Origin of the sequence: Azospirillum picis, from assembly GCF_017876115.1 — a bacterium.
Classification (GTDB): Bacteria; Pseudomonadota; Alphaproteobacteria; order Azospirillales; family Azospirillaceae; genus Azospirillum; species Azospirillum picis.
The window spans coordinates 74,718-95,909 of the sequence record NZ_JAGINO010000022.1 but is presented as its reverse complement, the minus strand read 5'-3'; the positions used below and the strand labels follow the sequence as shown (position 1 = coordinate 95,909).

19 protein-coding genes and 1 pseudogene are annotated in these 21,192 nt (G+C 68.4%); 3 read left to right on the top strand and 17 right to left on the bottom strand.

The features are described from left to right. Positions 1-100: 100 nt before the first annotated feature. Both rpoH and J2850_RS24490 read left to right on the top strand, forming a co-directional pair. Positions 101-991, top strand: a complete 891-nt coding sequence (gene rpoH, locus J2850_RS24495) for an RNA polymerase sigma factor RpoH (RefSeq protein WP_209987731.1) — start codon at positions 101-103, stop codon at positions 989-991. Positions 992-1,125: 134 nt separating this feature from the next. Further along, entirely contained in the window at positions 1,126-1,647 is a 522-nt protein-coding gene (locus tag J2850_RS24490) for a GNAT family N-acetyltransferase (protein WP_209987728.1), read from the top strand. Positions 1,648-1,725: 78 nt separating this feature from the next. Here J2850_RS24490 and J2850_RS24485 read toward each other — a convergent pair whose 3' ends face one another. Genes J2850_RS24485 through J2850_RS24470 form a run of 4 tightly spaced genes read right to left on the bottom strand, consistent with a single transcriptional unit; the run spans position 1,726 to position 4,278 of the window. Next, the gene (locus J2850_RS24485) at positions 1,726-2,517 is read right to left on the bottom strand and encodes a PhzF family phenazine biosynthesis protein (protein ID WP_209987725.1); all 792 of its coding nucleotides are present in this window, start codon (positions 2,515-2,517) and stop codon (positions 1,726-1,728) included. A 39-nt stretch (positions 2,518-2,556) separates the two neighbouring features. After that, entirely contained in the window at positions 2,557-3,534 is a 978-nt protein-coding gene (locus tag J2850_RS24480) for a threo-3-hydroxy-L-aspartate ammonia-lyase (RefSeq protein ID WP_209987722.1), read from the bottom strand. A 17-nt stretch (positions 3,535-3,551) separates the two neighbouring features. Then, a complete protein-coding gene (locus J2850_RS24475) occupies positions 3,552-3,986 on the bottom strand; it encodes a GNAT family N-acetyltransferase (protein WP_209987720.1) in 435 nt (144 codons plus the stop codon). A 4-nt stretch (positions 3,987-3,990) separates the two neighbouring features. Then, complete coding sequence (locus J2850_RS24470) at positions 3,991-4,278, bottom strand: DUF1127 domain-containing protein (protein WP_246513499.1); 288 nt, start codon at positions 4,276-4,278, stop codon at positions 3,991-3,993. Between the two features lie 578 nt (positions 4,279-4,856). Here J2850_RS24470 and J2850_RS24465 point away from each other — a divergent pair. Then, entirely contained in the window at positions 4,857-5,675 is an 819-nt protein-coding gene (locus tag J2850_RS24465) for a hypothetical protein (RefSeq protein ID WP_209987718.1), read from the top strand. 1,041 nt (positions 5,676-6,716) lie between these two features. Here J2850_RS24465 and rplC read toward each other — a convergent pair. The 13 genes and pseudogenes from rplC to J2850_RS24400 all read right to left on the bottom strand — a co-directional run. Then, positions 6,717-7,403, bottom strand: a pseudogene (rplC, locus tag J2850_RS24460) (50S ribosomal protein L3); the annotation flags it as partial. A gap of 134 nt (positions 7,404-7,537) precedes the next feature. Next, positions 7,538-8,740, bottom strand: coding sequence for a hypothetical protein (locus J2850_RS24455; protein WP_209987715.1), 1,203 nt, complete (start codon positions 8,738-8,740; stop codon positions 7,538-7,540). A 38-nt stretch (positions 8,741-8,778) separates the two neighbouring features. Then, positions 8,779-9,978, bottom strand: coding sequence for a hypothetical protein (locus tag J2850_RS24450; RefSeq protein WP_209987713.1), 1,200 nt, complete (start codon positions 9,976-9,978; stop codon positions 8,779-8,781). A gap of 219 nt (positions 9,979-10,197) precedes the next feature. Beyond that, complete coding sequence (locus tag J2850_RS24445; protein ID WP_209987710.1) at positions 10,198-11,064, bottom strand: sugar phosphate isomerase/epimerase family protein; 867 nt, start codon at positions 11,062-11,064, stop codon at positions 10,198-10,200. Next, on the bottom strand, positions 11,064-12,224 hold the full coding sequence (locus J2850_RS24440; protein ID WP_209987707.1) for a dihydrodipicolinate synthase family protein: 1,161 nt from the start codon (positions 12,222-12,224) through the stop codon (positions 11,064-11,066). Before J2850_RS24440 ends, J2850_RS24445 begins: the two co-directional genes overlap by 1 nt. Before the next feature lie 158 nt (positions 12,225-12,382). Continuing rightward, the gene (locus tag J2850_RS24435; protein ID WP_209987704.1) at positions 12,383-13,534 is read right to left on the bottom strand and encodes a Gfo/Idh/MocA family protein; all 1,152 of its coding nucleotides are present in this window, start codon (positions 13,532-13,534) and stop codon (positions 12,383-12,385) included. After that, positions 13,531-14,928, bottom strand: coding sequence for an enolase-like domain-containing protein (locus J2850_RS24430; RefSeq protein ID WP_209987702.1), 1,398 nt, complete (start codon positions 14,926-14,928; stop codon positions 13,531-13,533). Before J2850_RS24430 ends, J2850_RS24435 begins: the two co-directional genes overlap by 4 nt. A 128-nt stretch (positions 14,929-15,056) precedes the next feature. After that, on the bottom strand, positions 15,057-15,881 hold the full coding sequence (locus J2850_RS24425) for an ABC transporter ATP-binding protein (RefSeq protein WP_209987699.1): 825 nt from the start codon (positions 15,879-15,881) through the stop codon (positions 15,057-15,059). Between the two features lie 45 nt (positions 15,882-15,926). Then, entirely contained in the window at positions 15,927-16,946 is a 1,020-nt protein-coding gene (locus tag J2850_RS24420; protein WP_209987696.1) for an ABC transporter substrate-binding protein, read from the bottom strand. Between the two features lie 104 nt (positions 16,947-17,050). Continuing rightward, positions 17,051-17,860 (bottom strand): ABC transporter permease, encoded by an 810-nt coding sequence (locus tag J2850_RS24415; RefSeq protein ID WP_209987693.1) that lies wholly within the window; start codon positions 17,858-17,860, stop codon positions 17,051-17,053. 167 nt (positions 17,861-18,027) lie between these two features. Further along, complete coding sequence (cyoD, locus tag J2850_RS24410; protein ID WP_209987691.1) at positions 18,028-18,441, bottom strand: cytochrome o ubiquinol oxidase subunit IV; 414 nt, start codon at positions 18,439-18,441, stop codon at positions 18,028-18,030. Continuing rightward, positions 18,438-19,157, bottom strand: a complete 720-nt coding sequence (locus tag J2850_RS24405; RefSeq protein WP_209987688.1) for a cytochrome c oxidase subunit 3 — start codon at positions 19,155-19,157, stop codon at positions 18,438-18,440. Before J2850_RS24405 ends, cyoD begins: the two co-directional genes overlap by 4 nt. Positions 19,158-19,177: 20 nt before the next feature. After that, positions 19,178-21,190: a cbb3-type cytochrome c oxidase subunit I gene (locus J2850_RS24400; protein ID WP_209987685.1), complete on the bottom strand. Its 2,013-nt coding sequence runs from the start codon at positions 21,188-21,190 to the stop codon at positions 19,178-19,180. Positions 21,191-21,192: the final 2 nt, after the last annotated feature.

Genomic DNA, 21,192 nt, shown 5'->3' with positions numbered 1-21,192 from the left:
CGGCTCACTGCGAGAGGCCTGTGGAACCCGCGGCGAAGAACGGCGGCGTACATGCAGATCCTTTGCAGGTACGTGGGCCGTCGAAGAGGGGTTTTGAGGCATGGCGACGGCATCCAACCTTCCGGCGATCGGGTCCGAGAGCAACCTGACGCGCTACCTGCAGGAAATCCGCAAGTTTCCCATGCTGGAGCCGCAGAAGGAATACATGCTGGCCAAGCGCTGGCAGCAGCATGAGGATTCCGGCGCCGCCCACCAGCTCGTCACCAGCCACCTGCGGCTGGTCGCCAAGATCGCCATGGGCTACCGCGGCTACGGCCTGCCGCTGTCGGAGCTGATCTCCGAGGGCAACGTCGGCATGATGCAGGCGGTCAAGCGCTTCGACCCCGACCGCGGCTTCCGGCTGGCGACCTACGCCATGTGGTGGATCCGCGCGGCGATCCAGGAATACATCCTGCATAGCTGGTCGCTGGTGAAGATGGGCACCACCGCCGCCCAGAAGAAGCTGTTCTTCAACCTGCGCCGCCTGAAGGGCCAGATGCAGGCGATCGAGGAGGGCGACCTGTCGCCCGAGCAGGTCAACGCCATCGCCACCAAGCTGGACGTCCCCGAACAGGACGTCGTCAACATGAACCGGCGCCTCGCCAGCCCCGACCATTCGCTGAACGCGCCGCTGCGCGCCGACAGCGAGGGCGAATGGCAGGACTGGCTGGTCGACGAGACCGCCAACCAGGAAATCACCCTGGCCGACAGCGAGGAGTTGGGCAAGCGGCGCAAGCTGCTGGCCGGCGCCATGACGGCGCTGAACGACCGCGAGCGCGACATCCTGACCGAGCGCCGCCTGCGCGAGGTGCCGACGACGCTGGAGGACCTGTCGCAGAAATACGGCATCAGCCGCGAGCGCGTCCGCCAGATCGAGGTCCGCGCCTTCGAGAAGCTGCAGAAGGCGATCAAGGCGGCGGCGGTCGAGCAGAAGATGGAGACCGAGGCGTAAGGCCGGCACCGCCGGCCTCCACCCGCCGGCGCTTCGCCGCCCCCTCCCCTGCTTCGCCGCCCCCTCCCCTGCTCCGCTGCCCCCGCTCCCCTGCCCCGCTTCGCGACGCCACAACAGGGCCGTGACCCAGGATCATGCCGGACATCCCGATTACGCTTGCGGAGGCCGATCCGCGGGACCTGCCGGCCTTCAAGAAGGACCTCCAGCACGCCTTCGCGGTGGCGGTCATCGAGGAGTTCGGCGGCCTCCCGGACGGCCCGGTTCCGTCCGACAGCGACCTCGACGGCGCCATCGCCGCGCCGGGCGCCGTGGTCCTGCACATCCTGCGCGCCGGCCAAAGGGTCGGCGGCGCCGTGGTGGCGATCGACGAGGACACGCAGCGCAATTCGCTGGACCTGTTCTTCGTGTCGCCGGGGGAGCATGGGCGGGGTGTCGGCCTCAAGGCCTGGCGGGCGATCGAGCGGATGTTTCCCCGCACCCTGGTCTGGCAGACGCACACGCCGTATTTCGAGAAGCGGAACATCCACTTCTACGTCAACAAATGCGGCTTCAGCATCGTCGAGTTCTTCTGCGCACGCCATCCGGACCCGCATGCGCCCGGCCCGTCCGGCCTGCCCGGCGAGGATCTGGCGTTCCGGTTCGAAAAGGTCATGTGAGACCGGCGGCCATCGCGATGACCGCCGCCCCCACCGATAACCACATCCGCGGTGGCCATCTCCCCGCGAGCCCCGGCCTCACACCAGGATGGAGCCTTCCAGGTAGAGCACCGCCTGGCCGCCGATCCTCACCCGGTCGCCGGCCAGTTCGCACAGCAGGTCGCCGCCGCGGGCGGACACCTGGCGGGCCGTCAGCACCGTCTTGCCCAGCCGTTCCGCCCAATAGGGCGTCAACATGCAGTGGGCGGAGCCGGTGACCGGGTCCTCCGGGATGCCCTTGGCGGGGGTGAAGAAGCGCGAGACGAAGTCGACGCCGCCCTCCCCCGGTGCCGTGACGCAGACCGCGAACAGGTCGAGCTTGGCCACTGCCGCCATGTCGGGGGTGAGCGCCCGCACCGCGTCGGCGCTGTCATACACCACCAGATAGTCGCGTCCGCGCAGCACCGCCGCCGGGGCCGGGCCGCCGAGGGCCGGGACGAGTGCCGGGTCGGGGCTGCCGGCCGGCGCCGCCGGGCGGCTGGGGAAGTCCAGGGTATAGCGGTCGCCGTCGCGGGTGACGGTCAGGACGCCGGCCTGCCGGGTCGCGAACTCGATATGCGCGCGGCCGGGCTCCAGGATGGTGGAGATGACGAAGGCGCTGGCCAGGGTGGCGTGGCCGCACAGGTCGACCTCCACCGCCGGGGTGAACCAGCGCAGCTCGTAGCCTTCGCCGCTGCGGACCAGATAGGCGGTCTCCGACAGGTTGTTCTCCGCCGCGATGGCCTGGAGCTGCGCGTCCGGCAGCCAGGACTCCAGCGGCACGACCGCCGCCGGGTTGCCGGCGAAGACACGGTCGGTGAAGGCGTCGACCTGATAGAGGGGCAGGCGCATGGGAAGGATTCCTTCGAAGGGGGGTGACGGTGCCGGCGGTCAGGCCGCCTGGACCAGTGCTGCGAAGCGGACGAGGTCGACGTTGCCGCCGGTGACGACGACGCCGACGCGCTTGCCGCGCACGTCGATCCTGCCGGACAGCAGCGCCGCGGCGGCGAGGCAGCCGGTCGGCTCGACCAGCATCTTCATCCGGCCGGCGAAGAAGCGCATGGCCTCCACCAGCTCGGCATCGCTGACCGTTTCGATGTCGTCGACCAGCCGCCGCATCACCGGGAAGGTCAGTTGGCCGACGCTGCGGCTCTGGGCGCCGTCGGCGATGGTCTTCGGCGGCTCGATGCGGACGATGGCGCCGCTGCGCAGGCTCTGCTGGGCGTCGTTGCCGGCCTCCGGCTCGATGCCGACCACCCGGCAGCCGGGGCTGAGCGCCCTGGCCGCCACGGCGCAGCCGGCCAGCAGCCCGCCGCCGCTGGTCGGCACCAGCAGCAGGTCGAGCGGACCCGCCTCCTCGATCAGCTCCTTGGCGACGGTGCCCTGCCCGGCCATCACATGGGGATGGTCGAAGGGCGGGACGACGGTGCCGCCGCGCTCCTCCAGCACGCGGGCGACGGCGGCGTCGGGCGGCTCGGCGTAGCGGTCGTACTGCACCACCTCGCCGCCGTAGCCGCGCGTCGCCTCCAGCTTGGCCGCCGGGGCGTCCAGCGGCATCACGATGGTGGAGCGCACCCCCAGCGCCGAGGCGGACAGCGCGATCGCCTGGGCGTGGTTGCCCGAGGAATAGGCGACGACGCCGGCCGCCCGCTGGGCGGGGGTGAAGCGGGCGATGGCGTTGTGGGCGCCGCGGATCTTGAAGGCGCCGGTGCGCTGGAAATTCTCGCACTTGAAGAACAGTTCGCCGCCGGTCCGCTGGTCGGCGGTGCGGCTGGTCAGAACCGGCGTGCGATGGGCGATGCCGGCGATCAGCTCCGCCGCCGACGCCACGTCGGCGTAGGAGATGGCGAGGCCGCTGGTGTCGGTCATGGCGGGATGCTCCGGCGTCAGTCGAGGTCGGTGAAGAGGAAGGCCTGCTCGTGCCGCTTCATTCCCGCCTGCTCGTAGAAGGTGACGGCCTTGGGGGCCGACAGGAGGAGGCACATCGTGCCCTCCCCCATCGCGTCGCGGGTGCGTCGCATCAGCTCCTTGCCGATGCCGCGCCCCTGGAGGGCGCGGTCGACGGCGAGGTCGGACAGGTAGCAGCAATAGACGAAGTCGGTGACCGAGCGGGCGACGCCGACCAGCGCGCCGTCGGCGCGGGCGGTGACGATCAGGCCGGCGTTGCGCAGCATCGCCTCGACCCGAGGGCGGTCGCCGACCGGCCGGCGCTCCGCCAGCCCGGACCGCTCCAGGACGTCGATGAAGGCATCGGCGGTCAGGTCGGGCTCGACGGCGTACTGGATGGTCGGCAGGGAGTGCGGAAGGGATTGCTCGGCCATCGTCTCATCCCCGCCAGAAGGGCTTGGTGACTTCCTGCTCGGCCTCGGCGCGGCTGATGCCGATGTCCTTCAGCAGGTGGTCGTCCAGCGCCGACAGGGCCTGGCGCTGTTTGTGCCGTTCCAGCGTCGCGAACAGCAGCTCGAACAGCCACCAGGCGCTGCGCCCGACAAGGCCGGCCTTCGCCTCCCCTTGCGCCTCCTCCCGGACGCGGATGACGCGGTCGACGGCCGGAACGGCACGCCGGGCGGCCGTGTACGAACCGGAACTGCGGGTCACGTCGGTGTGGCGCATCGGATCCTCCATCATCTGGCGCACATTGCTCGAACAATCGAGACAATCGTGATTATGACGGCGCAATCGTCAGGGTCAAATCGTATATTGTCACCATTACATTCCCGATGTCGGATGTATCTTTTCGGCCACATGGTTGAGCGGGTCCTACGGAGGAGAGGCATAATGGCTTGAAAACACAGAGGAAATTCCCGTGGGCAGGATAGGGAAGGACTGAAAAGGCCGCTTCGTTCCGGCCGATAATCCCGACACGCCCGAAATTACACTGTCCCAGTGACAATGCAGGGCCGCACAATCGTCAAGGCGAAGCGCCGCCGGCAATGACCAAGCCGGGCAGGAGCATCCCATACGGCTCCCTTTCCCGCCCGCGGAAGAGGGCATGGACCCGACAACCAATCACCTGCCGTCATGAGCGACCCGTTGCGACAGGGTGTCCATCCGTGGATGCTCAAATCCGGGTGGCCGGCAGTCGAGCACAAAGGACCCGAGGACATGCGTCCGCTGCCTGCATCTTTGTGATCACCATACATCCATGGTAGCATTTCTCGTTCGACGCGCCGTTCCACCGAGGAGGCTTCATGCGCTGTCTGCCAGGAGTTCAGGATCCGCTTCTTGCCGCCATGCGGCAGCGCTTCGGCCTCGTGCCGGTCCTGCCGCCCAAGCCGGGGCTCGGTGTCGGAGCTGTCGTCGCCGTCCGCGATGGAAAGCCGGTCGCAACGACGCAGATCGGCAGCCTGGTCCAGGGTGGCGTCGACCTGTCGGGGATCGTAGAAACGCTTCCGGCGCTTCCCGGCTTCAGGGATGTGTTCTCCGCCAAGCTGGAGGTGGGCATCGGGGCACAACTTCTCGCCAAGTGCCTGGGCTGGGTGTTGCCGACAGAAGCCGAAGGGCGCTTCACCGCCGCGGTGAAGGCTGCTGGTGCGCGCAGGATCGACATGAGCGTGACGCACGGGCGCGAGCAGCGGGCCGATTTCCTGCTGCTGGAGCAAGCCATCAAGGCGAAGCCCGTCGTGGACAGCGCCCTGCTGGATGGCAGCGTGCCGCTGTACGTGATCGACCGGGTCTGGATGGGCAAGGCACTGACCGTCCGCGCCTTCGACGAACATGAGGCGAAGATGGACGCGGCGCTGCTGGCCAAGGAGATCGGCGAGCTGTCGGGGGACCTCAAGGTGATCACCAACGCCGAGAACGAGATCACCTTTTCCGCGGAGGGCGACGGCGCCACATTCGGCGCATCGGGCTTCGGGCTGGTGGTCCGGGAGGGGCGCCTCGTGGCGCGGCCACGGCAGGCCATCAAGGACACGCTGCGCGGGCCGGAGGATTCGGAACAGCTCTTCGATGTGCCGCTGGGGGATGAGGCCGGGCTCGACTTCACCGACGCCGGAGCCTCCGACTGACCGTCGCCCTCACCCCCTTGCCGATCAGCCGTGGTCGAGGTGCTCTGACAGAATGAAGCCACGACGCCGGAGAAGGTGACCATCCAGCCTGGGGTCGACGAACACCCAGGTGTTGGGAGCACCATCCAGTCGAACACGGGCGGCGGCACCGGCCAGCCGCCCGGTCCGCACCGGACCGTCGGTGTGGGGGAGCCGTTCGAAGATGTCCGCGCCAAGCGCTCCAACCTCGACCTCCAGCCTCGGTGCATCGGTCAGCCAGGCCGGCCGGCGGGTAGGAATGGGCCGGCCGTCAAGATTGAACGGCAGGCGGTCGGCCACCTCGACCAGCAGGTCGAGCACGACCTGCCCGGATGGCTCGCGCTTGGCCGTGATATCCAGGTGAGTGACGAGGCCGACCCGCTTTTCCGACAGGTAGCGCTCCAGTCGCGCGCGGACCTTTTTCTCGACATCGGCCGACCAGGGCTCCTCCATCGACGCGTGGGCAAGGGCCGGATCATCACGCCCCAGCAAGGCACCGAGCACAAACGCCGCCGTCCGGCCCACGGCGGGATCGGCGTCAAAGAGCGAGGCATGGAGCTGCCGCGGGAAATAGTCCAGAGACGCCCCGAAAGCCTGCAGCTCGTCATCGGTGCCGGCGAAATCGGCAGAATGGCTGTGGAGGTCTCGGGCAACGCCGAGCATCCGCCTCAAGGCACCCGCCCTTTCGGAAGGATTGGGCGACTGCGCTTCCTTCCATGCTTGCATCAACGTTCTTTCCCAGTTGGTTACCGTCCTGCCCTCAAGCGTCTCCCTTTTGCTTTCATGCGGCTCCACCCGCTTGCGGCGTTCGGCCAGTGCCGCTTCGTCGACCTCACCGCCACGATACAACGGCGGAGGGGCGAGGTCATTCCCCACTCCTACTTTATTCCCGGCGATTTGTGCACCTGGGGCCGCAACGGATGCGCCCGGCCCTTCCGGTGGATGGCCCGATTCCGGCTCACGATCCCGATGGTGCACCTCCGGCCCCCCGTCCGGCGAGGCCGTGCGTTTTGCCGGACGCTCCTCGTCGGCCCGCGGCATCCGGACCGCGGCGGGAAACGGCAGACCTTCGGGAACCTTCTTCTTCACGGCATCGCGAACCTTGACCCAGGCCCCCTCGGCTCCGGGAACAGCCCCCTTGAGCAGGACAAGCCCCTTCGCCTCATCGATCCGGATGACCTGCAGATTCTGGATGGTGACCGTCTCGTTCCCCGAGTGGCCTGCCATCTTCTTATTCTTGAACACCTTCCCCGGATCCTGCCGGTTTCCCGTCGATCCATGCGATCGATGCGCCACCGACACGCCATGCGTCGCCGGCAGCCCGCCGAAGCCGTGCCGCTTCATCGGTCCGGCAGTGCCCTTTCCCTTCGACGTGCTTTGCACATCGACGTACTGGCCCTGCACGAAATGCGCGGCGGAGAGCTCCGCGCCGACTTCGATGAGGGCGTCGGGAGAAACGCGGAACTCCGCCAGCTTCCGCTTGGGCTCGACGCGCGCCTTGGCGAAATGCCCGCGCTCAGGCTTGGTGACGTTCTTCACCTTGATGGAGCCCGCGCCGAGTTGGACGGCCGTGTAGCCGTCCCTGTCCTCGGTGCGCACGGCGACGACCTGGCAACTGTCGAGCTTCAGCACGGTTGCTGGAACATGCTCTCCATCGCTTGTGAAGGCGCGGGTCATTCCGACTTTCTGCATCAGCAAACCGGACCTCATCGCTGCCTTTCTGCCCATTTTGGCTGCCTTGGCGGCAGCCTTGGCGGCTGCCTTGGTGATTGCGCCGCCACTCCCTGGGGAGCCGGCGGTGAGGTGGAGCGCATGCCTCTTCCCCCCCGGGGGCGGGGCACGCCTCAGAGCGCGGGTCGGATGTGCGTGTCGGGCCGGCCATACAGGACGTACAGCAGCACGGCCGGGTTGGGCGATGCGTCGAGGCGTGTCCGTCGCGCTCTGAACAGCGCCTGCCCCACGTTCCGTTCCTCGGCGCTGCCGAGCGCCTCCTCGTAGAAGGCTTCGGCAAAGGGTCCGGCGCAGGAGTCCCAGATTGCGCTCTGCACGCCGACGAGTGCGTCCACACCATTCCGGTGCAGCACCGTTATGGCGTTCGCCTCGATGAGGTCGGTGAGGGCGGCAGACTGGCACGAGTTCATGAACGCGAAGCGGAAGGAGCGAAACCCCCCATGGTCCTTGCGCACTGCCTTGACGACTTCCCTGAGGAGGTGCTCGAACTTGTCCGTCACGCGCATGCGGTATTCGGTGGGGTCGTCATACGGCATCACCGCATGCACGCCGAAATGCATGCCGAGCCAACGTCCCGCCAAATACTTGGCATAAGTCTTCAGGTCGTCGTCCCGCGGCTCCGCTCCCAGCGCGGTCGGCATCGGCCGGAAGACGCCCGTCGGGCACTGCCGCCGCAGCACGTCCTCCTCACGCTTCCATTGTTCCTCGCTCAGTTCGCGGTCATGGACGAGTCCGATCCCCGGCAGCGCGCCCCTGGGCAACGTGACGTCGATCCCGAGTTCAGCCCGGCTGGAGAGATTGTTGGAGCGCTCCTCCAGAATGCTGGCGAACAGCCAGCGGGCTCCAAGGAAACGCAGCGGATCGGCAGAGGACGCGACTGGTTCGGGGTACAGCAGGTTCCAGGGAACGGTGAGGTGCTGCTCACGCACCAGGACGGGAGCTCCCTCCTCCAGTTCATCGAGAAGCCCAAGCAACCGGTTCCGGTCGGAGGCGCTGAACATTCGCGAGAAGAGCCCCCATCCCAACAGGGCAACATGGTCGACGAGGTCGGCCTGCTTGTACCGGTCACGCGCGAAGATGTCCTCGCTGTAGTCCGTCGTGGACAGGGTCTTGATGATTTCCGCAGACCGCCGCTTCAACTCCACGATCGAAAGGGTGATCGGAAAGACCTGGGGTTCCTGCTCGCCGCGGACATAGGCTTCAAGTTGAAGACGGTGCCCGCCATCGATCTCGTCGTCGCGCCGCCCGAGCCGCAAGACGACCGCCGCCCCGTCATCCTCCTCATCGTCCACGTCGTCGAATACGAATGAGCTCACGACAGCACCTCGCACGCACGCGGCGAGGGCGCGTGCCGTCAAGAAACGATCGGCACGGAATGACGCCCCCCCTTCCCCCTACGGTCGAAGAAGGTCAACTCGACCCGTTGCCCCCGGGCCTTGCCGATCTCCAAGTCGAAGAAGACGGTCTTTCCGACCCGTGTTTTAGCAGCGGACGGGCGCGATCGGCAAGTTCTACTAGAGACTTCGATCCACACATCCATATCTTCCAGCCCGCACTTTCCCGCCAGGGCAGCCATGACGCGAAAGTCCCAGTCCACGGTGGCGTGCAGGCGCAGGGTCCTTTCCTTGCCGGCAACGGGTGCCAATCCGGCATCAAGGCGGAGGAGGCGGGACCGGACGCCGGAGAGCGCCCCGATCAGTGCGGATTCCGGGATGCGCACACCGGTCCGCCGGAGACGCCGCAACGGACCGGCCTCCTCCGGCCGACCAGCATTCCCGAACCCGATCGCCACCAGCCGGTGAATGCCGTAGCCCACCGACCGCAGCGCTGCCTGGCAAAGCGAAGCGGACTCGCGCCACGGGAAGGTCAACTGCTCGCTCTCGTCCCGGCATGCCGGCCACGCATGGTCCACGAGGCGGCCGAAGCCGGCACCGCGCAATATGCTGACGGCCTCGCCCGTTGCCCGTCTAACATCCCCCGTCGGCACGCCGAGGCGAATTGCCGAGCGGTCAGCCTCCAAACGGAGCAGCGCCCGAAGCAACCGGTGTCCACAGGGCTCCAACCGATCCCACGCTCCCGCGCATAGCCGTTGCCGGTCATCCAGGTCTTCGGCGCCCCCCGGGGCCTGGAGCATCCGGAACAGACGTTCCAGGTGGGTGCTGGTCGGGACGATGGCCGGCGCCCTCTGGCCGGCGCCATGTCCGATGAGCAGCACGTCGAGGGCCGTCCGTCGTATCCGGCTCGCCGACTGGACGATCGTGTCGAGGACACACTCCTCCCAATCCGCAAGGGTCCGATGACCGACGATCGGGTCTTCCGGAATGTAGAGTTCGAATGCCTCCCCATGCTGGCCGCGCAGGAGCAGGACGTCCTGTGAACCGATAACCGGACCGCCGTTCAGCGCATCCACGAAGAAGTGCGTGCCTTCCGTCAGCCGGCGGACGAGTGCGGACTGTTCTCCAGGCGGGCAGCCGATGAGCCAGACACGACGCCCGCTCCCCGCAGAGCCGTCAGGGTCGGCCAACGGAAGCCAGAGCTGACGCTCCTCGGCCATCGTCCATCTCCCACCAGAGGCGATGAGCCGGCATTATACGCATCCCAATCCAAAGTGCTGCGGAACCTTGGCGGTACCCTCGGAAAAGTGCAGGACGGCCTGGCCGCCCGGCCAAGCCGTCTGTCCAGCACCACACCGCCGTCGGAATTCGGCCCGGCGGCAGGGCCGAGTGCCCGCCAGGGTGTGACCGGTTCAAGCCGAATCGCTCGTCCCCGCCTCTCACACCGCGCTGCGGTGGCGCTCGATGCAGGTGTCGAGCACCTCGTCCATCGGGCGCTCCCACCAGTTGGCCTGGGAGAAGATCTCCACCTCCGAATAGCCGGCGAAGCCCTGGGCCTCGACCCAGCCGCGGATGCGCGGGATGTCGATGACGCCGTCGCCCATCATGCCGCGGTCGAGCAGCAGGTCGGTGGTCGGCACCAGCCAGTCGCAGACGTGGAAGGCGAGCAGCCGGTCGGTGCCGGCGCGGGCGATCTGCGCCTCCAGGTCCGGATCCCACCAGACATGGTAGACGTCGACCGCTACGCCCAGAGCCCCCGTCCGGCCCGGATCGAGCCGGTCGCAGATGTCGAGCGCGTGGGCCATGGTGTTCACGCAGGCGCGGTCGGCGGCATACATCGGGTGCAGCGGCTCGATCGCCAGCGGCATGCCGGCCTTGCGGGCATGGTCGAGCAGCTCGCCGATGCCGTCCTCGACCTGGGTGCGCGCCAGCGCGATGTCCTTGCCGGGGGCGGAGCCGGGGCGGGAGTATTGCGGCAGGCCGCCCACCACCAGGACCAGGCAGGCGGCGCCCAGCGCCGCCGCCTCGTCCACCGCGCGGCGGTTGTCGTCACGCACTTCGGCGGCCTTCGCGGGGTCGGCCGGGAACATGCCGCCGCGGCAATAGCCGGACAGCGCCAGCTCGCCCGAGCGCACGGCGCGCGCCGTGGCGTCGAGCCCGACCGCCGCCACCTGGTCGCGCCAGGGCGAGATGGCGCGGATGCCCTTGCGGGTGCAGGCGTCGATGATCGACAGCAGGTCGCCCTGCTTGCGGACGGTGGCGGTGTTGATCGACAGCCAGCGGTGGTCAGAGGAGAAGTCGCGCATCAGGCGATCCCCCGCACCGCCATCACCGCCGCCATCCGCTGCGCCGCGCGGTCGGGGTCGGACAGCAGCCCGGCCCGGTCGGCCAGACGGAACAGCTCGGCCAGATGCAGGGTCGAGCGCGTGCTCTCCTGGCCGCCGACCATGGTGAAATGGTCCTGGTGGCCGTTCAGGTAGGCCATGAAGACCACGCCGGTCTTGTAGAAGCGGGTCGGCGCCTTGAAGATGTGGCGCGACAGCGGGACGGTCGGCGCCAGGATGTCGTGGAAGCCGGCCTCGTCGCCGTCCGCCAGATGGGCAAGCGCCGCGGCGGCGGCGGGGGCGATGGCGTCGAAGATGCCGAGAAGGGCGTGGGAGTAGAGCTGCCCGTCGCCGGCGATCAGTTCGGCATAGTTGAAATCGTCACCGGTGTACATGCGCACGCCTTCCGGCAGGCGGCGGCGCATGACGATCTCCTTGTCCTTGTCGAGCAGCGAGATCTTGATGCCGTCGACCTTCGGCGCGAAGTCGCCGATGACCGACAGCGCGGTGTCCATCGCCGCGTCGACGTCGCCGCTGCCCCAGTAGCCGGCCAGCGCCGGGTCGAACATGTCGCCCAGCCAGTGCAGGATGACCGGCTGTTTCACCTGCGACAGGATGCGGCCGTAGACGCGGGCGTAATCCTCCGGCCCACTGGCGACGCGGGCCAGCGCGCGCGACGCCATCAGGATGATGCGGCCGTCGAGCGCCTCGATCGCCTCGATCTGCTCCTCGTAGGCGCGGATCACGTCCTCGACCGTCCTGGCGTTCTCGGGCGGCAGGTGGTCGGTGCCGGCGCCGCAGGCGATGACGCCGCCGCGCGCCTTGGCCGCCGACAGCGAGCGCCGGATCAGCTCCAGCGAGGTCGGCCAGTCGAGCCCCATGCCGCGCTGCGCGGTGTCCATCGCCTCGGCGACGCCGAGGCCGAGGTCCCACAGATGCTCGCGGAAGGCGATGGTGCGGTCCCAGTCGATGGCGGGCGCCAGCCACGGGTCGCACTCGGCGAAGGGGTCGGCGACCATGTGGGCGGCGGCGAAGGCGACGCGGGTCAGCGGCCGCTCGGTGCGGGCCGGGAAGCCGCGCGGCGGGGCCAGGGTGTAGCTCTCGATGCTGCGGTCGGAACGCGGGAGGCGGATGGTCGGCATGGGATGGATTCCTGGGTAGGTCGCGTCGACGAGCCCCCTCCCCATCCCTCCCCCGCTTCGCGGGAGAGGGGGTAGGAGCTTTGCGGGAGAGTGGCGGCAGTCCCCTCTCCCACCGGAGGTGGGGGAGGGTTAGGGAGGGGGCAATCGGCGGGAGCGCCTTACCCGGCCAGCGGGGCCACGTCGACCCAGCGGCGCTCGCGCCAGCTCTGCATCGCGCATTCGACAAGCTGGACGCCCTTGGCGCCCTCGATCAGGCCGTGATTGTAGGGCGTGTCCTCGACCACGTGGCGGATGAAGGACTCCCACTGCACCTTGAAGCCGTTGTCGAAGACGGCGTTGTCGGGCACCGGCTGCCAGGTGTCGTAGAAGTCGATGGTCTGCTTCTGGTCGGGGTTCCACACCGGGCGCGGGGTGCCCTGGCGCGGCTGGATCACGCAGTCGGTCAGGCCGGCGACCGCCGAGCCGTGGGTGCCGTCGACCTGGAAGGTGACGAGGTCGTCGCGGTAGACCCGCGTGCACCAGGAGGAGTTGATGGTGGCGATCACCCCGCCCTCAAGCTCGAACATCGCATAGGCGGCGTCGTCGGCGGTCGCCTTGTAGGGCTTGCCCTGTTCGTCCCGGCGCTCCGGGATGTGGGTGGCGCCCAGGCAGGAGATGCTCTTGACCTGCCCGAACAGGTTGTCGAGCACGTAGCGCCAGTGGCAGATCATGTCGAGGATGATGCCGCCGCCGTCCTCCTCGCGGTAGTTCCAGGACGGGCGCTGCGCCGGCTGCCAGTCGCCCTCGAACACCCAGTAGCCGAACTCCCCGCGCACCGACAGCATGCGGCCGAAGAAGCCGCTGTCCCGCAGCATGCGCAGCTTCTCCAGGCCGGGCAGGAACAGCTTGTCCTGCACCGTGCCGTTCTTCACCCCGGCCTCGGCGGCCAGCCGCACGACGCGCATCGCCTCGTCCAGGTTGGTGGCGATCGGCTTCTCGCAATAGACGTGCTTGCCGGCGCGGATCGCCTTCTCCAGCAGGGTCGGCCGCATCTGGGTGGTGCCGGCGTCGAAGAAGATCACGTCGTCCGGGTTGTCCAGCGCCGCGTCGAGGTTGTCGCTCCAGCGCTCGATGCCGTGGCGGCGGGCCAGCTCCTGCATCTTCTCGGCGTTGCGGCCGACGATGATCGGGTCGGGCATGACGCGCGAGCCGTCGGAGAGGGTGACGCCGCCCTGGGCGCGGATGGCCAGGATCGAGCGGATCAGGTGCTGGTTCATGCCCATCCGCCCGGTCACGCCGTGCATGATGAGGCCGAGGCGCTTGGTGGTCATGGGTGGACTCCTTCGGAAAGCGCTGATGTCGCGTTGGGGGCTGAAAGGGGGGAGAGGCCGGCCCAGTCCGGCTCGGCGGCCGGGTGGCCGGCGCTGCGGGCGAAGCCGGGGCCGGCCAGCGTCGTGGTGTCCAGCCGACCGGCGTCGGCGGCCAGCCGCACGCCGCCGCCGGCGTCGCGGGCGTAGAAGCCGGGATGGGCGGCGAGGAACGCCTCGCCTTCCGCGGCGCCGGCGAAGCCGCCGCCATACTGGTGGCCGTTGCGCTCGGCATGCGGGATGCCGAGCAGTGCGACGAGCGCGGTGTCCTGCTGGACCGACAGCCCGGCCTGGCAGGTCAGATCCTCGGCCGAGATGAAGTGGGGCGGCCCCCAGGCGGCGCAGCGCGCCCGGTTGAGCAGTGCCTTGTAGAGGCCCTTGCAGGACTTCGACGACACGCCGCGGTAGCCGAGCGCCCGGGCGCGGGGGAAGGCGTCGTAGCCGTCGTCGGATTCGTCGATGATCACCGGCACGCGCTCCGCCACCGCGCCGAGCGGCCGGGCGAGCGCCTCGTCCCGCGCGATCGGCTGCTCCAGGTAGGCGAGCGCCCGGCGGAACTCCGCCACCGCCGGGTGGGTGTCCAGCCGGGCATCCAGCCGGTCGAGGAGATCGGCGACATGGGCGGCGTCGCGGTACTGCTCGTTGCCGTCCAGCGTGGCGCGGTAGCCGGGGGCGGCCTCCGCCAGCACGGCGGCGAGCTCGGCCAGCCGGTCGAGGTCGGCCGCGGCGTCGCCGCCCAGCTTGATCTTGAACCAGCGCAGCGGCGAGCGGGACAGCAGCGCCCGCAGGTCGGCCGGGCTGTCGAGCAGCCCGACGGTGTGGCGCAGCTCCACCGCCGGCAGCGGCGCCAGACCATGGAGGAAGCCGTCGAGATCGAAGCCGTCGAGGTCGGGCGCCAGCCGCGCGTCGAGCCCGGCGACGTTGGCCCGCAGGCCGTCGAAGACGTTCAGGCCGAGGACGCGCAGCAGCCCGTCGAGCACCGCCTTGTCGATCTGCGCCGGCCCGAAGGCGGCGGCGAGCTTCGGCTCCAGCGTCGGCGTGAAGGCGGCGTGATGGCCGAAGGCGGTGTCGAGCCGGCCGTCGGCGAGATAGCCCTCGCGGGCCTCGGCCAGCGAGCGGCGCAGGCCGTCGACCGTGTCGGCGGGGCTGCGGTCCGGGCGCTTGTCGAACCATTTCGGCATCATCATCTCGGCCGTCGCCCCCCAGGCCTCGCCCTGCCCCTCCACCGCGACCAGGGCGCGGACGAAGGATTGCGGGGCGGCCTCCACCGTCACCGCGCCGAAGCGGAAGGGCTTGGCGAAGCGGACGGGCCGCTCGTACAGCTCGATGGCGCGGATGCGGAGACGGGGGGCGGGCATGCTTGAAAGTCCTTCATACTGTGCCCCCTCCCTTCCCATGCTGGCGCATGGGCCCCTTCCCTCCCCCGCTTTGCGGGAGAGGGGGAATTTGCGGAGCGGCGTAGGGAGGGGGCAGCCGGGACCGGCGCTTAGTCCAGGTGCCCCTGCGCCGCGAAATGGGCGCGGATCGTCCGGGTCAGCTCGATGAAGATCGGGTCGCCCATGACGTCCATCGTCCGCGGCCGCGGCAGCGGGACCTCGTAGGTGGCGGCGATGCTGCCGGGACGCTCCGACATCACCATCACCCGGTCGGCCAGGAACACCGCCTCGGGGATGGAGTGGGTGATCAGCACCACCGTCTTGCCGGTCTCGTGCTGGATGCGCTGCAGCTCGACGTTCATCCGTTCCCGCGTCATGGCGTCGAGCGCGCCGAACGGCTCGTCCATCAGCAGGATCTTCGGGTCGTGCACCAGGGCCCGGCAGAGGGCGGCGCGCTGCTGCATGCCGCCGGAGAGCTGCCAGGGGTATTTCTGCTCGAAGCCCTTCAGGCCGGTCATCTCGACCAGCTTGTGGGCGCGCTCCAGGTAGCGCTCCCGCGGCAGGCGGCGGATCTCCACCGGCAGCATGATGTTGCGCAGCACCGACCGCCAGGCGAGCAGCGTCGGGCTCTGGAAGACGATGCCGGTGTCGTCGTGCGGCTCGGTCACCGTGTCGCCTTCGATGCGGATGCTGCCGCCGGAGACCGGCAGCAGACCGGCCAGCATCTTCAGCAGGGTCGACTTGCCGCAGCCCGACGGCCCGACGATGACCAGGAACTCGCCCGGCCGCACGTCGAAGGTGATGGGCCGGAGCGACGGCACCTCGCCGTCGCGGGTGCGGTAGGTCTTGGTCACGCCGTCGATCTGGATCAGCGGCTCACCGGACAGGCGCTGCGTCTCCGCCTCGCCGACCAGCTTCAATTGTGGCTGTGCCATACCGGATGTCTCCTCGTCGCTCGGTCCCACGTGTTCGTCGAGCCTTTACTTCGCAGCGGTGTCCAGCCCCTTGGCGGCGGGGTCGGGCGGCAGGAACTCGCGGGTGTAGAAGCGCTTGGGGTTTTCCTTGGCGGCGGCGTCGAGCCCGCCATATTCGACCAGCAGGTCGACCGTTTCCTTCATGTTGGCGTCGGTGACCTGGAAGGGCCGCATCGCCTCGGTTTCCTTGGTGTGGTAGAGCGGGATGGTCAGCTCGAAGCCTTCCTGCAGCGTGTCCGGCTTGCCGCCCTTGGGGTTGACGGCCAGGATGGCCGCGGCGGCGTCCTTCGGCGCCTTGGACGCCTCCTCCACCGCCTTGGTGGTGGCGGCCATGAAGCGGCGGACCATGTCGGGATTGTCCTTCAGCGTCGCGGTGTTGGCGATGATGCCGGAGGAGACCATGTTGACGCCGTAATCGGCGAAGCGGACCGGCGTCACCGACTTGCCGGTGGCGTCCTTGATCTTCATGCTCTGGTCCATGACGTAGCCCAGCAGCAGGTCGGCCTGGCCGTTGATGACGGCGTTCAGCTTGGTCTGGGCGTCGCCCGACACCACCTCGAAGTCACGCTCCTTCAGGCCGGTCTTCTTCAGGAACAGCGGCCAGATCTGGGACATGCTGTCGCCCGGCGTCATGGCGACGATCTTGCCCTTGATGTCCTCGGGCTTGCGGATGTTCTTGTCGGTGAAGCCCATCGCCGACATCGGGCTGGTCTGCAGCAGCACGCCCGGCGAGGTCACCGGCGCGCCCTTCATCGCCGCCTTCATCATGGTCGGCACGTCGACATAGCCGAAGGTGACGCCCTTGCTGGCGACGAGCTGCGTCGTCACCGCCGAGCCGCGGCCCTCCTGGATCTCCAGGTCGATGCCCTCGGCCTCGTAGAACCCCTTCTGCTTGCCGTAATAGAAGGGCGCGTGCTCGCCGTAGACGTACCAGTTCAGCATCAGCGTCACCTTGTCGGCGGCCTGCGCCGGCAGGGTGGAGGCGGCGAAGGCGCAGAGCGCGGCGGCGATGGTCTTCTTGATCACGACCGTAATCCTCCCATGGGTGGCGGTGCGCCCCGTTGGCCGGCCGGTCCGGCACCGGGGTTCTTGCCCTTGGTTTCGTTGGGAAACGGGAAGCGGGAAACGGGTCAGGCGGTGTGGCCGGCCTTCTCGCGCTGGCTGGCGTGCCAGGGAATGGCGATGCGCTCCAGCACGTCGATGACCCAGAACAGGACGACGCCCATCAGCGCCAGCAGCGTCAGCGCGGCGAACATCAGCGGCAGCTCGAAGTTGCCGATCGAGCGCTGCAGGACGAAGCCGATGCCGGAGTTGGAGCCGACGAACTCGCCGACCACGGCGCCGACCACCGCCAGCGTGATGGAGACCTTCAGCCCGGCGAAGATCGCCGGCAGCGCGTGCGGCAGGCTGACCATCTGGAAGGTCTGCAGCCGCGACGCCTTCATCGAGCGCGCCAGGTCCATCATCTCGCCGTCCACCGACTTGAAGCCCTGCACCGCCGAGACGACGACCGGGAAGAAGCCGAGCAGGAAGGCGGCGATCACCTTCGGCATCAGGCCGAAGCCGAACCACACCACGAACAGCGGCGCGATGGCGACCTTGGGGATCGACTGCGAGAAGACCAGCAGCGGGTAGACATAGGCCTCCACCACGCGCGAGCCGGCGATCAGCATGGCGATCGGGATGCCGAACAGCACCGACAGGGCGAAACCGCCCAGCGTGGCGGTGAAGGTCGGCACGGATTCCGCCAGGAGCCGCGGCCATTCGTCGACCATCGCCAGCACGACGTCGCCGGGCTTGGGAACCAGGTAGGCGGGAACGCCGAACAGCCGGACCGACAGATCCCACAGAACCAGCAGGATGACCATCAGCAGGATGGGGCGGACCCAATCGGAATTCAGCAGGCGCAGCGCTGCGCCCGAGCGTGAGCGACGTTCCATGCGTCTCCTCCGCCGGCGGGCTTGGCGGCCGGAGGAGCGGCCGCGATCTTTTAACCGGCTGGTTAAAAGTACGGCGGACAGCGGCATGCCGTCAACACCGAAAATGGTGGTAACGGATGGTTCGTGGCATGAACCTCATGCCACGGGAGAGGCTCCGGCGGCGGATGCTATCGCTGCATCCGCATCATCTGCTCCATCGGCATCATGTTCTGGTCCAGGTGGTCCATGATCCAGATCGAGCCGATGACGATCAGGAAGACCACCAGGATTCCGAACGCGAGCGCCAGCACATTGTTGGCGTTGTCGGGACCGGTGGTGATGTGCAGGAAGAACACCAGGTGCACGCCCATCTGCGCGATGGCGAGCACGATCAGCGCCACCGGGATGGCCGGAGGATAGATCACGTCCGAGGCGGCCAGGAGGAAGGCGCCGACGGTGAGCACGACCGAGAAGCCGAGCCCGAGATTGGCGTTGCGCACCCAGTGGCCGGCGCTCTCCTCCGGCTCGTCGCCGGGGGCATGGTCCTCCCGGCCATCCAGCATGTCGGTGTGCCGGTGCGGGTCCGATCCGAGGTTGCTCATGCACCGCTCCCCATCAGATAGACGATCGTGAAGATGCCGATCCAGACGATGTCCAGCGCGTGCCAGAAGAGATTGAAGCACATCAGCCGATGGATGATCTCCGGACGGAACCCCTTGAGCTGCACCTGCGCCATCATGGTGGCCAGCCACAGCAGGCCGGCCGCGACGTGCACCCCGTGCAGCCCGACCAAGCCGAAGAAGGAGGTGAGCATGCCGCTGCGCTGGGGCGTTATGCCCTGGCCGGCCAGCTCGGCGAATTCCTGCAGCTCCAGCAGGAGGAATCCCAGGCCGAGCACCCCGGTGGCCAGCAGGAAGAGCTGGGTCCACAGCCGGTTCCTGGCGTCGGTGGCCGCGAAGGACAGCATGCAGGTGTAGCTCGACAGCAGCAGCGCCGCCGTCTCGAACGCCACCCGGTTCAGGTCGACGATCTGCGCCACCGCCGGCCCGCCCGCCGTAGCACCCCGCTGCACGGCGAAGGCCGCGAAGAAGCAGGAGAACACGATGATGTCGCTCAGCAGGAAGATCCAGAAGCCGTAGCCGACGATCACCCGCTTGTTCGCCGGGCCGGTGGCTCCGTGCCCGGCGCCCGCGACGACCTCCCGCGGGCCGTGGGGACGGTGGCCGAGCCGGTGGGGGTCCTCGCGGACGCGCCGGAGGGCCTCGACGCTGGCGGGCAATCCGCCGTCGCCGACGGCAGGCGATCCGTTATCACCCATGGCAGGCGATCCGCCGTCGCTCATGGCAGGGCTCCGTGTCGCGACATCCGTTCGAGCAGCGCCTCGCGCGCGGCGCGGCGGGCGCGGTCGACCCGCGCCACCTCGCGCACCGGGACCTCGAACTCGTGGACGTCGCGCCAGGCGAAGACGACGAAGCCCGCGAAGGCCGCGACCAGCGCCACGATCGCCAGCCACCAGATGTACCAGACCATCGCGAAGCCGAAGACGGCGGCGAAGAAGGCGGTGCAGATGCCGACGGGGCTGTTCACCGGCATCTCGATCGGCCGGTAGTCCGGCTCCGGGGCGAGCTGCTGGGTCTCCACCGCGCGCAGCTTGATCCCCCAATAGGCCTCCTCGCCCTCGACGTCCGGCAGGACGGCGAAGTTGAAGAAGGGCGGCGGCGACGGCGTGGCCCATTCCAGGGAGCGGCCGTCCCACAGATCGCCGGTCACGTCGCGCAGCCTCTCGCGGTCGCGGATGCTCACCACCAGTTGCATCACCTGCGCGATCACGCCGAGGATGAGGATGGCGATGCCGACCACCGACAGGTAGAGCCAGGGCGACCATTCCGGGAAGTTGATGTGCTGCAGCCGCCGCGTCATGCCGAGCAGGCCCAGCACGTAGAAGGGCGTGAAGGTCACCCAGAATCCGATGAAGGCGCACCAGAAGGCGGCCTTGCCCCAGCCTTCGTGCAGCCGGAACCCGAAAGCCTTCGGGAACCAGAACTCCATGCCCGCGAAGATCGCGAACACCACCCCGCCGACGATGACGTTGTGGAAGTGCGCCACCAGGAACATCGAGTTGTGGACCAGGAAGTCCGCAGGCGGCACGGCGAGCAGCACGCCGGTCAGGCCGCCGATGACGAAGGTGAAGATGAAGCCCATGGACCACAGCATCGGGACCTCGAACCGCACCCGGCCGCCGTACATGGTGAAGATCCAGTTGTAGACCTTCACGCCCGTCCCCACCGCGATGATGCTCGACGAGATGCCGAAGAAGGTGTTGACCGCCGCCCCCGCCCCCATCGTGAAGAAATGGTGCAGCCACACCATCAGGGAGACGACGCAGATGAACAGGGTGGCCGCGACCATCGAGCGGTAGCCGAACAGCGGCTTGCCGGAAAAGGTCGAGAAGATCTCGGAGAAGATGCCGAAGGCCGGCAGCACCAGGATGTAGACCTCCGGATGCCCCCAGGCCCACACCAGGTTCACGAACATCATCGGGTTTCCGCCCGCCGTGTGCGTGAAATAATGGAAGTCCAGGTAGCGGTCGAGGGTCAGCATGGCGAGCGTCGCCGTCAGCACCGGGAAGGCGGCGACGATCAGCAGGCAGGAGGCCAGCGACGTCCAGCAGAAGACCGGCATGCGCAGGTAGCTCATGCCGCGGCATCGCATCTTCAGCACCGTGGTGACGATGTTGATCCCGGTGATCAGGGTGCCGACGCCGGAGATCTGGACGGCCCAGAGATAGTAGTCGACGCCGACGCCCGGCGTGTAGGTCGTCTCGCTGAGCGGCGGATAGGGCAGCCAGCCGGTGCGGGCGAACTCGCCGACGAAGAGCGAGATGTTGACGAGGAGCGCCCCGCTCGCGGTCAGCCAGAATCCGACCGAGTTGAAGGTCGGGAAGGCGACATCGCGGACGCCGAGCTGCAGCGGCACCAGGAAGTTCATGAAGCCCAGCACCAGCGGCATGGCGCCGAACAGGATCATGATGGTGCCGTGGGCGGTAAAGATCTGGTTGTAGTGCTCCGGCGGCAGGTAGCCCGGCGCGTCGATCGCCATCGCCTGGTGGGTGCGCATCATGATCGCGTCGGCGAAGCCGCGGATCAGCATCACGACCCCGAGCAGGCAGTACATGATGCCGATCCGCTTGTGGTCGACGCTGGTGATCCACTCGCGCCAGAGATACGGCCACCACCCCTTCGCGGTGATCAGGCCCAGCACGCCGAGTGCCACGAGGATCACGATGATCGAGGTGATCAGCGGGATCGGTTCGGAAAACGGGATCGCCGAAAGGCCGAGCTTCCCGAGCATCG